The organism is Sphaerisporangium sp. NPDC051011 (assembly GCF_040653595.1).
Classification (GTDB): domain Bacteria; phylum Actinomycetota; class Actinomycetes; order Streptosporangiales; family Streptosporangiaceae; genus Sphaerisporangium.
Genome location: NZ_JBFAGG010000001.1, coordinates 430,519 through 444,489 on the forward strand (window position 1 = coordinate 430,519; position 13,971 = coordinate 444,489).

11 protein-coding genes are annotated in these 13,971 nt (G+C 71.2%); 2 read left to right on the plus strand and 9 right to left on the minus strand.

The window, feature by feature from the left end; all coding sequences use genetic code 11:
* Positions 1 to 17: 17 nt before the first annotated feature.
* The 9 genes from AB0H21_RS01915 to hpaD form a co-directional block, all read right to left on the minus strand.
* Positions 18 to 1,475 (minus strand): fumarylacetoacetate hydrolase family protein, encoded by a 1,458-nt coding sequence (locus AB0H21_RS01915; protein ID WP_358510122.1) that lies wholly within the window; start codon positions 1,473 to 1,475, stop codon positions 18 to 20.
* Between the two features lie 35 nt (positions 1,476 to 1,510).
* The gene (locus tag AB0H21_RS01920) at positions 1,511 to 2,614 is read right to left on the minus strand and encodes an ABC transporter substrate-binding protein (protein ID WP_358510125.1); all 1,104 of its coding nucleotides are present in this window, start codon (positions 2,612 to 2,614) and stop codon (positions 1,511 to 1,513) included.
* Positions 2,611 to 4,377 carry an iron ABC transporter permease gene (locus AB0H21_RS01925; protein WP_358510128.1) on the minus strand — a complete coding sequence of 589 codons (1,767 nt, stop codon included), beginning with the start codon at positions 4,375 to 4,377 and terminating at the stop codon, positions 2,611 to 2,613. Before AB0H21_RS01925 ends, AB0H21_RS01920 begins: the two co-directional genes overlap by 4 nt.
* A complete protein-coding gene (locus AB0H21_RS01930; RefSeq protein WP_358510131.1) occupies positions 4,374 to 5,528 on the minus strand; it encodes an ABC transporter ATP-binding protein in 1,155 nt (384 codons plus the stop codon). The genes AB0H21_RS01925 and AB0H21_RS01930 overlap by 4 nt, the downstream gene beginning before the upstream one ends.
* A gap of 97 nt (positions 5,529 to 5,625) precedes the next feature.
* Positions 5,626 to 7,068 carry an aldehyde dehydrogenase family protein gene (locus AB0H21_RS01935; RefSeq protein ID WP_358510134.1) on the minus strand — a complete coding sequence of 481 codons (1,443 nt, stop codon included), beginning with the start codon at positions 7,066 to 7,068 and terminating at the stop codon, positions 5,626 to 5,628.
* Positions 7,065 to 8,702, minus strand: a complete 1,638-nt coding sequence (locus tag AB0H21_RS01940) for a thiamine pyrophosphate-dependent enzyme (RefSeq protein WP_358510137.1) — start codon at positions 8,700 to 8,702, stop codon at positions 7,065 to 7,067. The genes AB0H21_RS01935 and AB0H21_RS01940 overlap by 4 nt, the downstream gene beginning before the upstream one ends.
* 19 nt (positions 8,703 to 8,721) lie before the next feature.
* Complete coding sequence (locus AB0H21_RS01945; protein WP_358510140.1) at positions 8,722 to 9,654, minus strand: PDR/VanB family oxidoreductase; 933 nt, start codon at positions 9,652 to 9,654, stop codon at positions 8,722 to 8,724.
* Positions 9,655 to 9,665: 11 nt separating this feature from the next.
* A complete protein-coding gene (locus tag AB0H21_RS01950; RefSeq protein ID WP_358510143.1) occupies positions 9,666 to 10,832 on the minus strand; it encodes an aromatic ring-hydroxylating dioxygenase subunit alpha in 1,167 nt (388 codons plus the stop codon).
* A 121-nt stretch (positions 10,833 to 10,953) separates the two neighbouring features.
* On the minus strand, positions 10,954 to 11,799 hold the full coding sequence (gene hpaD / locus AB0H21_RS01955) for a 3,4-dihydroxyphenylacetate 2,3-dioxygenase (RefSeq protein WP_358510146.1): 846 nt from the start codon (positions 11,797 to 11,799) through the stop codon (positions 10,954 to 10,956).
* A gap of 174 nt (positions 11,800 to 11,973) precedes the next feature.
* Here hpaD and AB0H21_RS01960 point away from each other — a divergent pair, with 174 nt between their 5' ends.
* Both AB0H21_RS01960 and hisC read left to right on the plus strand, forming a co-directional pair.
* Complete coding sequence (locus AB0H21_RS01960) at positions 11,974 to 12,699, plus strand: FCD domain-containing protein (protein WP_358510149.1); 726 nt, start codon at positions 11,974 to 11,976, stop codon at positions 12,697 to 12,699.
* A 116-nt stretch (positions 12,700 to 12,815) separates the two neighbouring features.
* Complete coding sequence (gene hisC, locus AB0H21_RS01965; protein WP_358510152.1) at positions 12,816 to 13,886, plus strand: histidinol-phosphate transaminase; 1,071 nt, start codon at positions 12,816 to 12,818, stop codon at positions 13,884 to 13,886.
* Positions 13,887 to 13,971: the final 85 nt, after the last annotated feature.

The following is a 13,971-nucleotide window of genomic DNA, read 5'->3' on the forward strand; positions in this document are numbered from 1 at the left end:
AATATTCGGAAACGTGCTCAGCTGTGGTTCGCGGCCCAGGCGTCGTACGCGTCCCGCCATCGCGGGCCGATCGGGTAGAGCCCGTCGACGCTCTCCCCGGCGGCGACCCGCTCGTAGATGAACCGCTCCTGACGTTCCTGCTCGACCGCCTCGGCGGTCACGTCCACGGCCAGCGCGGGCGGGATGACCACGACGCCCTCGGCGTCCCCGACCAGCAGGTCACCCGGCATGACGAGGACTCCCCCGCACGCCACGGGCACGTTGCCCTCCAGGGGGACGTGCCTGCGCCCGAGTACGGCGGCGTGCGGGACGCCGTAGTACGTCGGCAGGTCGAGGGAGGCGAACGAGGGACTGTCGCGCAACCCGCCGTCGGTCACCACACCCGCCGCGCCGCGCCGCAGCGCGCGCAGGGCGAGGATGTCGCCGAGGGTGCCCGCGCCGTGGTCGCCGCGCGCCTCGATGACGAGCACCTCGCCAGGCCGGATCTCCTCGACGGTGCGCTTCTGAGCGTTCATGCCTCCGCCGATCTCGGCGAAGACGTCCTCGCGCAGGGGCACGTACCGCAGGGTCCGCGCGAAGCCCACCATCCGCAGATCGGGGCGGGCCGGGCGCACGCCCTCGATGAAGTGGTGCTCGATGCCCTTCTTGCGCAGCACGCTGGAGAGCGTGGCGGTGGACACCGTGCGCAGCACGGCCAGCGTCTCCTCGGGCACCGCGGGCCGTACGAGATCGGGAGCCGGATCGACGGCCGGCGCGGGAGCCGGCGCGGCGCGCCCACCGAGGGCGGCGTCCCGGTCGGCGGCCGAGACGCGCGGCATGGCGCCGATCGGCTCCAGGTCGTGATCGGCCTCGACGATCTCGTTGCGCAGCCGGCCGGAGTTCTCCAGCTCGACCTCGACGACGTCACCCGGACGGACCACGGTAGACCCCGCCGGGGTTCCGGCGAGGATGACATCACCGGGTTCCAGCGTCATGAGCCGGGACAGATCCGCGACCAGGACGGCGAACGGGAACAGCAGCTCCTCGGTGGACGCCTCCTGCACCAGCTCGCCGTTGACCCATGTACGCAGGGTGAGGCGGTTCGGGTCCACCTCGCGGGCGTCGAGCAGGGTGGGGCCGATGGGGGTGAATCCGTCGGCGCCCTTGGAGCGGACGTTGGAGCCGCGATCGGCGTGGCGCAGGTCGTACACGCCGAAGTCGTTGGCCGCGGCGTAGCCCGCCACGTGGTCGAGCGCGTCGGCGACGCGCACCCGGTGCGCCCGCCGCCCGATGACGACCGCGATCTCCCCCTCGAAGGCGAGGTAGGCACAACCGCGCGGCCGGACCACCGGGACACCCGAGTGGCTGAGCGACGAGGGCGGCTTGAGGAAGTAGGAGGGAGTTTCGGGCAGGCGGCCCCGCTCCTCCGCCCTGCTCCGATAGTTGAGATGCACCGCGATGATCTTCGACGGCGCGAATCCCAGCGGATGTGTCACGGGAAGTGCTCCTTGGCGCGACTCGGCGGCGCGATTCAGCCCTTGGGAGAGCCGAAGACGTCCTTGAACTTGGTGGTCATGGGGTCCCAGAGGGAGGTGATCTCCTCCGGCCCGGGGATGTCGAGCAACTTCACCTGGTCCAGCGGGACCAGGCCCTGGACCGCGGGCGCGCCCGGCATCGTGGGCAGCGCGTCCATCTGCGCGAACGCCTGCTGCGCCTCGGCGGTGAACAGCCAGTTCATGAGCAGTTCGGTGGCCGCGGGGGCGGCGCCGTCCTTGAGCGCGGCGAAGTAGGTCGGGGTCGAGACGTTGCCGTCCTCCAGCGGGAAGGCGAACCCGATCGGCGCGCCCTTCGCCTTGGACGGGAAGAAGAAGTCCGACAGCGTGGTCAGCAGGATGTCGAACTCGCCGCGGGCGACCGACTGGTCGGCGATCTCCAGTGACGACTTGAACGTGACGTCCTGCGCCTTCAGCCGGTCCAGCCAGGCGTCGTCGATCGCGTGCCCGCCGTACAGCCGGATGAGCGTGCCGGAGGTGGCGCTCGGCGTGGTGGGGTCGCCCGCCACGATCCGGCCCTTCCACTTCGGGTCCAGCAGATCGGCCCACTTCCTGGGCACGTCGGCGCCGGCCACCTTATCCGAGTTGTACTCGATGCCCCAGACCGTGGTCGTCGGCGCGTAGAAGATGCGTGAGTCCTCGCGGTAGGCGGCGCCCAGCGTCTTGGCCGTCGGCAGGTCCAGGGGCTTCAGCACCTCCTTGCGCTGGAAGTCGGGACCGCCGAGCAGGCTGCCGACGTGCTTGCCCGAGGAGCGCTCGGCGGACAGCTTGGTCGTCAGCTCGGGGCCGTTGACCGCCAGGCCCTTGGTGGTGATCCCGGGGAAGCGCTTCTCGAAGGCGTCCCACACCTTCTGGTACTGCTCCCACCCCTGCATGTACGCGACGATCCTCGTGTCACCGCCGTCCGTGGCCTTGGTGTAGAGGTCCTTCAGGTGGGCGGTCGTGGCCGCGTCCACCTTCAGCGGCGCGAGGTCGAGCCCGTCGGCTCCGACGGACGTGCCGGCGGATCCGCCGCAGGCCGCCGTCAGCGTGAGCGCGCCCGCGACGGCCAGCGCACAGACCGCCCTGAACAGGTGCTTCATCGGTTCTCCTTGAGGCGCCGGCCCACCGCGCGGGCCGACAGAGCTAGTACGGCGAGCACGCCCCAAACGGCGAGCAGCAACCCGAACAGGGCGGCCGCGGTGGCGGTGTCCCCCGATCGGTTCAGGTTCAGGACCTCGATCGCCACGGTGGGGACGTCAGGCGAGGCCAGCAGCAGCGGGACGGCGAGGTTGCCGGAGATGAGGATGGCCGCGACCAGCCAGCCGTACCCGAAGCCGGGGATGAGCAGGCGCAGGATCAGACCGAGGAAGGCACGCGCGCGACCGGCTCCGGAGACCCTGGCGGCCTCCTCGAACTCCGCCGGGATCTGCGCGACAGAGCCCTCCGCGGTGCGCACCGCGACCGGGACGGCGGCGATGACCAGGCCGATCAGCATGATCCAGACGGTGGCGTACAGCTGGTCCAGCCCCGGGACCGCGAGGAACGACCACATGATCCCCATCCCGAGCACGATCCCGGGCACCGTGACGGTCACCCAGAGCGCTCCGGCCATGTAGCGGCTGAGGAGGCCGGGCCGTGTCTTGATCACCCAGGCGAGCACCACGCACAGGAGCATGGTCACGAACCCTCCGACCAAGGCCAGGCCGAACGTGGTGGTGATCGCGTCGATCGTGTCCGGGTCGTCGAGCACCCTGCGGTAGTTGTCGAGCGTCCAGTTGTCGTAGAGCCCGAAGAAGGATTGGAAGCTGCCGATGTAGAGCTGGACCAGCGGCAACACCAGGGCGAGCAGCGCCTGCAGCGCGATCATCGCCGTGCCCAGCCAGCGCAACGGGCCGAGCGACCATCGCTCCGTGCGGTAGGACTTGCCGCTCATCGTGGTGTGGCGCCGCCTGCCCAGCACCCTGGACTGCACCGCGATCAGCACCACGATGATCACCATGAGCACCAGCGCGAGGCTGCTGGCCTCGGCGTACCGGCCGCCGGCGTCACCGCTGATATAGCGGTAGATCTCGGTGGAGAACACCCGGATCCCGGCGGGGAGCCCGATGATCTGCGGGAAGTCGAACGCCTCCAGGAAACTCACGAAGGCCAGCAGCAGCGCTCCCAGCAGCGCGGGGGCGAGCAGCGGCACGTGAACCCGGAAGAACGTGCGGGTCTTTCCCATCCCCGAGACCAGCGACGCCTCCTCCAGCGACCGGTCCATGGCGCGGAACGGCGCGAGGATCAGGAAGTAGTTGAACCCGACCGCCTTGAGTACGCACACGAAGATCAGGCCGGGCCACGACGTGATGTCGATCGGCCCTCGCTCCGCCCCGGTCATCGCCATGATGACCTGGTTGATGAGGCCCACCCGCGGGTTGCCGAGCATGTCCCAGGAGATCGCGAAGAACAGGTTCGGGCTGACCATGGTGAGCAGCATCAACGGCGTCACCAGCCCGCGCAGCGGCACGTCGGTGCGGGCGACCATCCAGGCGAAGACCGCCGCGATCAGCGTCGACAGCACCGACACGACGCCCGCCAGAAGGACCGACTGACCGAGCACGGCGAGCGTGCCGGGGTCGGAGAGCGTCTCGATCAGAGGTCCGGCCGTCCAGGTCCCGCCTGGGTCGCTGATCAGGCCGTCATGGAAGGCGGCGACCACGATCATCGAGACCGGCCACACGAAGAGCACCGTGCAGAGCGCCGCCAGCGCCCACGCACCCGGGCCGATCCCCCGCGCCCACGCGACCAGGCGGCCGGGAAGGCCCCGCGGCACGCCGGGGTACGGCGGCGCCCCGGCGGTCACGCGGCCATCGGCGGTCACGCGCCCACCCCGGCCGAGGTTCCGGCCCTCCCGAGCACCACGGCGTGCCCGGCGCTCAGCGCGACCGCGATCCGCTCCCCGGTACGGGGAACCCGGACGCCGCCATCCTCGTGCCCGGGTACCCCGGCGCTGTGCCCGTGCGACACGGACACCGTGATCGGCAGCCCCTCCGCGTCCACCGTCAGCTCGGTCCGCCCGCCGAGGTAGACGGCGTCGAGGACCACGGCCCTGCGCACGCCGGGCTCCTCGCCCGCCGCCCCTTCCGGGACCATCCGCACGTGGGCGGCCCGTACGGCGACCTCGACGGCGGAACCGGACGGGCCCGGCGGCGGCCCGGCGACCCTCAGGGGCGGCCCGCCCGGCGACGGGTGGAGGGAGAACCCTGTGCCGTCCGCCTCGCCCACGGTCCCGTCGAAGATGTTCTCGAACCCCATGAAGTCCGCCACGAACCGGTTGGCCGGGCGCGTGTAGACCTCGCGGGGCGTGCCCTCCTGCTGTATCACCGCCTCGCTCATCACCACGACCCGGTCCGAGAGCGCCATCGCCTCTTCCTGGTCGTGCGTGACGTAGACGGCGGTGGTGCCGATCTCCCGCTGGAGCCGGCGGATCGCGGTACGCATGCCGACCCGCAGCTTGGCGTCGAGGTTCGACAGCGGCTCGTCGAAGAGCATGAGCCGGGGGTGTGCGGCCATCGCCCTGGCGAGCGCGATCCGCTGCTGCTGCCCGCCGGACAGCTCGCCCGGGTAGCGCCCGGCGTGGTCGGCCAGGGCGACCGCCCCCAGCATCTCGGTCACCCTCGCCCTGCGCTCGGCCGCTCTCATCCGGGCCGCGCGGAGCGGGTAGCCGACGTTGGCACCGGCCGTCAGGTGCGGCCAGAGCGCGTAGCTCTGGAACACCATCCCCACGCGGCGCCGCTCCGGCGGCAGGCACACGCCGCGCGCGGCGGAGTAGACGGTGTCGCCTCCGATGGTGATCTCGCCCGCGGTCGGCGTCTCCAGTCCGGCGAGGCAGCGTAGCGTGGTCGTCTTCCCGCAGCCGCTCGGGCCGAGCAGCGTCAGGAACTCGCCGTCGGAGATCGTCAGCTCGACGTCCCGGACCACGGTGACGTCCCCGAAGCGCTTCACCAGTCCGGTGATCCGCACTTCTGCCATGCCCGCTCCAACCAAACCAAAGAGAAGATTTTTCTGATGTTGCGGCCCTGTGCGAGGACCGCGGTACGACCCGTCACGCGACCCGGCCGGTGACGCTTCAGGCGACGCCTTCGGGCATGCCGACCACGGTCTTGGTCTCCAGGAACTCCTCGATGCCGTAGCGTCCGCCCTCGCGGCCGACGCCCGACCGCTTGTAGCCGCCGAAGGGCGCCGCCACGTTGAGCCCGGCCCCGTTGACGCTCACCATCCCGGTGCGCAGGCGGCGGGCCACCGCCAGCGCCCGGGCAGGGTCGGCCGACCACACGCCGCCCGACAACCCGTACTCGGAGTCGTTGGCGATGGCGACGGCCTCGTCTTCCGTGGTGTAGCTCATGATCGAGAGGACCGGGCCGAAGATCTCCTCACGCGCGATCGTCATCTCGGGGCGCACGCCCGAGAAGATCGTCGGCGATACATAGGCCCCCGGGCCTTCGATCGGGGCGCCGCCCACGATGAGCCGCGCCCCCTCCGCGATCCCGGCCTCGATGTAGCCCTGGACGATCCGCTGCTGCCGCCGCGACGCCTGCGGGCCGAGCCTGGTGGCCGGGTCGGACGGCGGGCCGGGCACCCAGCCGGACGCCGCCTCGACCGCGAGCCGTTCGACCTCTCCCAGCAGGTGCTCGGGGACGAGCACCCTGGTCAGCGCGGCGCAGACCTGGCCGGAGTTGGCGAAGCAGCCGCGGACGGCCTGCGGCACGACGGTCGCCAGGTCCGCGTCGTCGAGCACGATGCCGGCCGACTTCCCGCCGAGCTCCAGGGTGACCCTCTTGATCGTGCGGGCGGCCAGCTCGGCCACCCGCGCACCCGCGCGAACGGATCCGGTCAGCGTGACCATGTCCACCAGCGGATGCGCGACGAGCGCCTCCCCGGTCACCGGCCCGTCGCCCGGCACCAGGTTGAACACGCCCGCGGGCGCCCCCGCGGCCTGGACGATCTCGGCGAAGACGTAGGCGTCCAGCGGCGTCAGCTCGCTCGGCTTCAGCACGATCGTGCACCCGGCCACGAGCGCCGCGCCCACCTTGAGGGCGATCTGGTGCAACGGGAAGTTCCACGGGGTGATGGCGGCCACGACCCCGGCGGGCTCACGCACGACCAGGGCGCCGCCGATGACCTCCTCGGCGGCGTAGTCGCGCCCGGCCTTGACGATCTCGTCGAGGTCGGCCAGCGCGACGCCGAGCTGCGCCTGCCTGGCGAACGTGATGGGCGTGCCCATCTGGAGCGTGAGCAGCGCGGCCAGTTCCTCACGCCGTTCCTCGACTCCGGCCCTGATCCGCTCGACCAGCGCGACCCGCTCCGTCATCGGCACCTCGGACCAGGCCGGGAACGCCGCGGCGGCGGCCCGGACCGCGGCGTCGACGTCCTCGGCCGACGCGATCGGGACGCGCCCCACCACTTCGTCCGTGGCGGGGTCGACCACGTCGAGCGTGCCGGAGGTGCCGAGGGCGCCGCCGTGCGCGGCGGTCCACTCGCCACCGATCAGCAGGTCGTCGCGCTCGATCATGACTCCTCCAGCGGTGCGGGGCGCGGCACGCCCTCATGGATCAGATGCCAGGGGCCCGGGAACTCCTTGACGGGAGCGTCGACGAGCACCGGCTCACCGGCGGCCAGCGCCTCCTTCAGCACCGTCTCCAGCTCCTCGGGACCGGTCGCCCGGGCCGCGGCGACGCCGAAGGCGTCGGCGAGCTTGGCGTAGTCGGGGTTGACCAGGTCACTGGCGAAGTAGCGGGCGCCGAAACGGTTCTTCTGGATCCGCCGCACATTGCCGAAGAAGCCGTCGTTGAAGACCACCGTCACCGTGGCCAGGCCGTACTTCTTCGCCGTGGAGAGCTCCTGGAGCGTCCAGGAGAAGCCCCCGTCGCCGGTGATCGAGACGACGGGCCGGTCCGGGTCGGCCGCCTTCGCGCCGAGCGCGGTCGCGAAGCCGTACCCCAGCGTGCCCTGGTATCCCGGCGTCAGGAAGGTACGCGGCCGATAGACCGGGAAGCAGGCGCTGGCGGCGTAGCCGACCTGGGTCAGTTCGCTGACCAGGACGCCGTCGTCCGGCAGCGCGGCGCGGATCGCCCGCAGGTAGGCCCGTTGCGGGGCGATGTCGGCGTACTGCTCCTCCAGCCAGTCCCGCGCCGCGTCGAACTCCGCCGCGCGGGACTCACGGTCCACGCCACGCAGTTCCTCGGCCAGCGCGGCGAGCGCCAGCCGCGCGTCGCCGTGCACGGCGAGGTCGGGGGTCCGGGGCTCACCGAGGTCGGCGGCCTCGGCGTTGATCATCACCAGCCGGGCCCCGGCCGTGTTCACCTGGGTGCTGAACGCGGTCACGAAACGGGTGCCCAGGGCGAGCACGACGTCGGCGTCCTCGCGCAGCCGGCGGAACGCGAGCGCGTCGAAGGCGAGCGGGTGTCCGGCGGAGATCGCGCCGCGGCCGTTCTCGCTCATCACGACCGGCGCGTGCAGGATCTCCGCCAGCTCGCGCAGCTCCTCCGAGGCGTCGGCGGCGATCACGCCGCCACCCGCGTAGATCAACGGCCGCCGGGAGCCGCGCAGCAACTCGGCCACGGCGTCGATCAGCTTCCGGTCCGGGACAACGGGCGCGTGCGGAGCGGCGCCGGGGATCTGGACGTCGGCCCGCGCGGCGAGCACGTCGGGAGGGATCTCCAGGCCGACCGGGCGGGGCCTCCCCGAGCGCATCTCGGCGAAGGCGCGGTGGACCAGGCCGGGGATGTCCTCGGGGCGCTCCGCCAGGCCGCTCCACTTGGTGAGCGTGCGCAGGATGCCGCTCTGGTCGGGGATCTCGTGCAGCACGCCGAGTCCTCTGCCGATCGCCGCCGAGTCGATCTGCCCACAGATGTAGAGCAGCGGCGAGGAGCAGGCGTACCCGGTGGCGAGGCCGGCCAGGCCGTTCAGCATGCCCGGCCCCGGCACCACCATGGCGACGCCGGGCCGGCCGGTGGAGCGGGCGTAGCCGTCGGCCATGTAGGTGGCGGCCTGCTCGTTACGCACGCAGGTGAAGGCGATGTCGTCGCTCGCGTGGTAGAGGGCGTCCGCGGCATGGTCGAGCTGCACGCCGGGGATGCCGAATATCTGGCTGACGCCGTTGGCCGCCAGCGAACGGGCGAGAGCCTCGCCGCCCGTCATCTCCATGGGTCTCCTTAGGGAAGTTTCATCGGTCGAGGACCAGGCGCGGCGAGCGGCATCGGGAGACGCAGAGGAACATCGTGTCCCCGGCGGCGCGCTCGGCCTCGGTGAGCACCGAGTCGCGGTGCTCCACCTCGCCCTCGAGCACCCTGGTCTCGCAGGACCCGCACACACCTTCCAGGCAGGAGGTGGGGACCTCGACCCCCGCCTCCTCCAGTACGGACAGCACCGTGCGGTCGGCCGGAACCGTCAGGCTGAGGCCCGACCGTTTCAGCACCACCTCGAAGGCGCCCGGCTCGGCCGCCTCCGGGCGGAGCTTCGGCCTGAACCGCTCCACGTGCACATCCGGGACGCGTTCCTCCATGGCGGCGAGCAGCGGCTCGGGGCCGCAGCAGTAGACCGCCGCCCCCGGCGCCGCGGCCAGCGCCGCGTCCAGGTCCAGCGGGCCGTACTCGTCGTGCGGCCGCACCACGACGTGCTCGCCGTGCCGCGCCAGCTCGGGCAGGAACGCCATCGACGTCCGGGTACGCCCGCCGTACAGCAGACGCCACGGCACCCCCGCGGCGGCGGCGGCGCGGACCATCGGCAGCAGCGGAGTGACGCCGATGCCCCCGGCCACGAACAGGTAGCTCGCGGCCGGGAACAGCGGGAAGTTGTTGCGCGGACCGCCTACCCCGACCAGCGCGCCCGGGCGGAGCCGTTCGTGCACGAAGGCCGAGCCGCCCCGGCTGTCCTCTTCGCGCAGCACGGCGATGCGCCACAGGAAGGGGTCGGCCGGATCTCCGCAAAGGGAGTACTGCCGGGTCGGAACGCCCTCGGCGACGAGGTCGATGTGCGCTCCGGGGGCCCAGCGGGGCAGCGCGTCCCCTTCCGGGTCGGCCAGGCATACCGCCAGAACCCCGTCGGCCTCCCAGGTCATGGAGCGCACCCGCAGGGTGCTCGGCCGGCCCGTGCTCATTCGGCCCGTGCTCATTCCACCATGAAGGCGGCCGCGTCCAGCTGGATCAGCGCCTTCTGCTCATCGAACGCGACACCGACCGGGTCCTGCCCGGCGGCCACGGCGTCGATCTGCCGCTTGAGGAACCTGCGGAGCATGACGATGCCGCGGTCGGTGGTGCCCAGGTGCTCGGCCGCGTGGTCGGCGATGTCGCCCTGGCTCTTTTGCGCCTCGTAGTCGCCCGGCATGCGCTGGTGCTCCTCCTCGGTCAGTTCCGCCCAGGGGCGGCCGTCGAAGAGGGTGCGGATCCGGGCGATGGCCTCGGGGTCGCGGGTGCGGAAGACCGAGTAGATGCGGAAGGTGGTGTCGTCGATGGGCACCACCCAGCCGATGGAGTCGGCCGCGCCGAGCACTTCGAGGCGCGGGTTCGGCACGACGCGCAGGTTGGGGAAGACCACCTGGGTGCGGCGACGGTAGATCCGGCCGCCGTCCAGCTTCCGGTCCTGGATGCTGCGCACCCCGTGCTCGGTGACCTCCCACTCCACTTGGGGCAGGACGCCCATCTCCTTGACGAACTGCACGCCGGAGAACGAGCCGTGCAGGATGGGCGCGTGGAACGGGTCCATCACGTTCTCCCAGTGCTGCAGCCAGTTGAAGTCGACGATCACCGGGCCGCCGGACCCGACGCTCCTGTCGTCGGCGACCAGTTCCTCCCCCTCCGTCAGATCCTCGAAGATCGAGAACCGGGGGAAGACCGGCATGCGGTCCGGCGGGCCCATGTAGGCCCAGATCAACCCGGCCCACTCGTGCAGCGGGTACCACGGCTGGCGGATGCGGTCGCGGTGCCGTCCGCCGTCAGGCTCGCAGGGCTGGTCCAGGCAGGCGCCGTCCGCGCCGAACAGCCACCCGTGGTAGCAGCAGCGGATGCCGTCGTCCTCGACCCTGCCGTAGTACAGCGAGGTGCCGCGATGCGCGCAGTTGGGGTGCAGCAGCCCGGGCACGCCCTTGCGGGTGCGGAACAAGATGAGGTCCTCACCGAGGATCCTGATCGGCCGCGGCGTCGTGGTGGCGTCGCCCGCCGTCCCGACCGGCTGCCAGTAACGGCGCAGCAACTCTCCGGCGGGGGTGCCGGCGCCGACGAGCGTCAACTCGGGGTTGTGCGAGGCGGCGCGCCGGCCGTACGCGGTTCCCGTGAGCACGCGGTCTCCTTTCTGCCTCTCGGCAGGGCTTGCATGAAGTGGTGAACGAGGTGCGTGGCGAGCGGTCTCCGGCGGGGGTGCCGGGACCGGCAGGCGTCAGCTTGGGGTCGCGGCGCGCAGTTCAGAGCGTGAACTCGACATTGGCCTGGCCGGTGCCGGTGCTGCCGAAGAACCGGCCGAGCAGCTCGCCCCGGCCGCGGTAGGCATCCCAGCCGAGCGCGCCGAAGAGCATCGCCGTGTCCCCCATGCCGGCCTCACCGTGGCAGCGCTTGGCGTACTCGGGCAGCATCGCGATGAACTCGGCCATGCGGCCCGCCTGCCACAGCTCCAGCACCCTCATGTCGACCTGACGGTTGAACTCGTTGGTGTGCTCGTTGAGCTTGGTCTCCGAAATCGCGTTCGGCGGGAACTCGTGCGAGAGCGAGCCGCTGGCGAGCAGCGCCACATCTCGGTCGCTCGCGTCCACGGCCCGGCGCAGGGCCTCGCCGACCAGGCGCTGCTCCTCGATCGAGGCATAGATGTTCACGCCCACCGACAGCACCCGCAGATCACCGTCCGGGTTCATCAGGTGCATCGGCACGAGCGTGCCGTACTCGAAACCGAGGTCGGGCACGTCGTGCGCGTGGGCCTTCATCCCGGCGGCGCGAATCTCGTCGACGACCAGCCGGGCCAGCTCGGGGTCGCCTCGGTAGTCGTAGCGGAGGCCCGAGATGAAGTGCGGGAGTTCGTGGGACGCGTAGCTCCCCGTCACACGTTCCCGCGCGTTCAGGTGGAATCCGGCGTTGTTCTGCCAGTGCACGTCCAGCACGATGAAGGTGTCCGCACCGCGCTCGCGTGCCCGGCGACCGAGTTCGACCAGGCCGTCCACGGCGTTCTGCCGGATGCCCTCGTGTTTGGTGCCGGTCTGCAGCGACAGCCAGATCGACGGCACATGCGTGATCTTCGCGGCGAGGACGACCGAGCCCATCGCACACCTCCTCCAAAAACCAAGCCGACAGAAACCATTCATATGGTTATTACAGTTCAGGGAGAGTGTCAACCATTAGTATGGTTTCTATGGATCGAGGACGTGTGGACAGGCACACAGCCGCGCGGCGAACGATCTACAGTTGACAGATCGCCGTCCACGGGAGAAGCCGGCATGTACGATGCAGACACGGTCACCCAGGTGACCTTCGATCGCAGCGACGCACGGTCGTCGATCGCCGAGACGCTGGTCGAGCGCCTCGAAGACACGATTCGCCGCAGCAACCTCGCGCCGGGCCACCGCCTCGGCACCAAGGACGAGCTCCGTCAGCAGTTCGGAGTCGCCCCCGCGACACTGGCCGAGGCGATCCGCGTACTGCGGCTGCGCGGCGTGCTGGACGTGCGCCCGGGGCCGGGCGGCGGCATCTTCGTCGCGGAGCAGTCGCCGCTGGTCCGGCTCGGCCACGACATGCTCCAACTCGGCGCGGACGGCGCGTCGGTCAAGCACTGCCTGGCCGTCGTGGACGTGCTCGACCAGGAGGTGGCACTCGACGCGGCCGCCCACCGCACCGAGCAGGACATCGACGAGCTGGCCGAGATGATCGAGCACCTGCGGCGGTCCTGGCCGGACGCGGCCGAAGCCCAGCGCTGCAATTGGGACCTGCACCGCCGGCTCGCCCTGATCTCCCCCAACGTCCTGCTGCGGACCATGTACACCCGGCTGGTCGACTACATCAGCGGAGACCTGTCCTCGGCCATAACCGCGGAGGACTTCCGCAAGGGCTCGGCCGACCGGCTCCAGGTGCACGTCGATCTGGTCGAAGCGGTCATCCGGGGCGACCAGCGCGGCGCCGAGGCCATGGCCCTGCGCCACCGCGGGCTGACGCGCGACGACCGCTGACCTCCGCGACCTGGAAGGGGCCGGCGCCGGTGGGCGCCGGCCCCTTCCTCGTCTTGCAGATCAAGGAGAATCATTATATAGATTTATGTGATTCTTTCTGTCATCAGAGGAGTGAGATGACCGTCAAGCACCGCGCCCCCATCGACGGGTTGGTCGCCTACAAGCCGGGCCGGGCTCCGGTGGCAGGCCGTCCCAAGGTCAAGCTCTCGTCGAACGAGATGCCGTTCGGGCCGTTGCCGGCCGTGCTGGACGCGATCTCACGGGCCGCCACCACGTTGAACCGCTACCCCGACTTCCACCGGCTGGAGCTGACCGAGGCACTGGCGAGCCGGCATGGCGTGGATCCGTCGCAGGTGGTCGTGGACAACGGCTCCGGCGCGCTGCTGCAGGTCCTGGCCTCGGTCATCGCCGGCCCGGGCGACGAGATCATCTACGCGTGGCGGGCCTTCGAGAGCTACCCGATCGTGACCGCGGTCTCGGGGGCGACCGCGGTCACCGTCCCGCTGGACGGCCGGTACGCCCACGACCTGGCCGCGATGGCGGCGGCGGTCACCGACCGAACCCGGATGGTGATCGTGTGCAACCCGAACAACCCGACCGGCACCGTGGTGTCCCGCGCCGAACTGGGCCGGTTGCTCGACGCGCTGCCCGACGACGTGCTGCTCGTGCTGGACGAGGCCTATCAGGACTTCGTCACCGACCTCCGCTCGCCGCGCGGCCTCGACCTCGTCGGCGAGCGGCCCAACGTCGCCGTGCTGCGCACGTTCTCCAAGGCGTACGGCCTGGCCGGGCTACGGGTGGGATACTGCGTGACCCGGCCGGAGACGGCCGAGCTGATCAGGAAAGCGATCGTCGGGTTCTCGGTCTCCACCCTGGCCCAGGCCGGCGCCCTCGCCGCGCTGACCCCCGAGGCCGGCGTCGAGCTCAAAGAGCGCATCGCGCACGTCGTCGAGGAGCGCACCCGCGTGACCGACGAACTGATCCACCTGGGCGTGCCCGTCGTGCCCAGCCAGGCCAACTTCGTGTTCATGCCGATGCCCGACGGCCCCGCCATGGCCGCCGCGTTCGAGGAGCGCGGGGTGATCCTCCGGGCGTACGCCACGGACGGGCTGCGCGTCACCATCGGCACGGCCGAGGAGAACGACCGCTTCCTCACCCTCGCCGCCGAACTGCTGCGGCGGCCCTGACCCTGTCGGCGCCGGCGCAGGCGCGGTCCACCGCGTGTCGCCGGCGCCGAGGGCGGACGGCAGGCGGCGTCGATACGCCGGCCTC

Excerpts from the sequence above, each read along its gene's own strand:
- AB0H21_RS01920 (WP_358510125.1), bottom strand. The coding sequence starts at position 2,614 with ATGAAGCACCTGTTCAGGGCGGTCTGTGCGCTGGCCGTCGCGGGCGCG.
- AB0H21_RS01930 (WP_358510131.1), bottom strand. The coding sequence starts at position 5,528 with ATGGCAGAAGTGCGGATCACCGGACTGGTGAAGCGCTTCGGGGACGTC.
- AB0H21_RS01935 (WP_358510134.1), bottom strand. The coding sequence starts at position 7,068 with ATGATCGAGCGCGACGACCTGCTGATCGGTGGCGAGTGGACCGCCGCG.
- AB0H21_RS01940 (WP_358510137.1), bottom strand. The coding sequence starts at position 8,702 with ATGGAGATGACGGGCGGCGAGGCTCTCGCCCGTTCGCTGGCGGCCAAC.
- AB0H21_RS01945 (WP_358510140.1), bottom strand. The coding sequence starts at position 9,654 with ATGAGCACGGGCCGGCCGAGCACCCTGCGGGTGCGCTCCATGACCTGG.
- hpaD (WP_358510146.1), bottom strand. The coding sequence starts at position 11,799 with ATGGGCTCGGTCGTCCTCGCCGCGAAGATCACGCATGTGCCGTCGATC.
- AB0H21_RS01960 (WP_358510149.1), top strand. The coding sequence starts at position 11,974 with ATGTACGATGCAGACACGGTCACCCAGGTGACCTTCGATCGCAGCGAC.
- hisC (WP_358510152.1), top strand. The coding sequence starts at position 12,816 with ATGACCGTCAAGCACCGCGCCCCCATCGACGGGTTGGTCGCCTACAAG.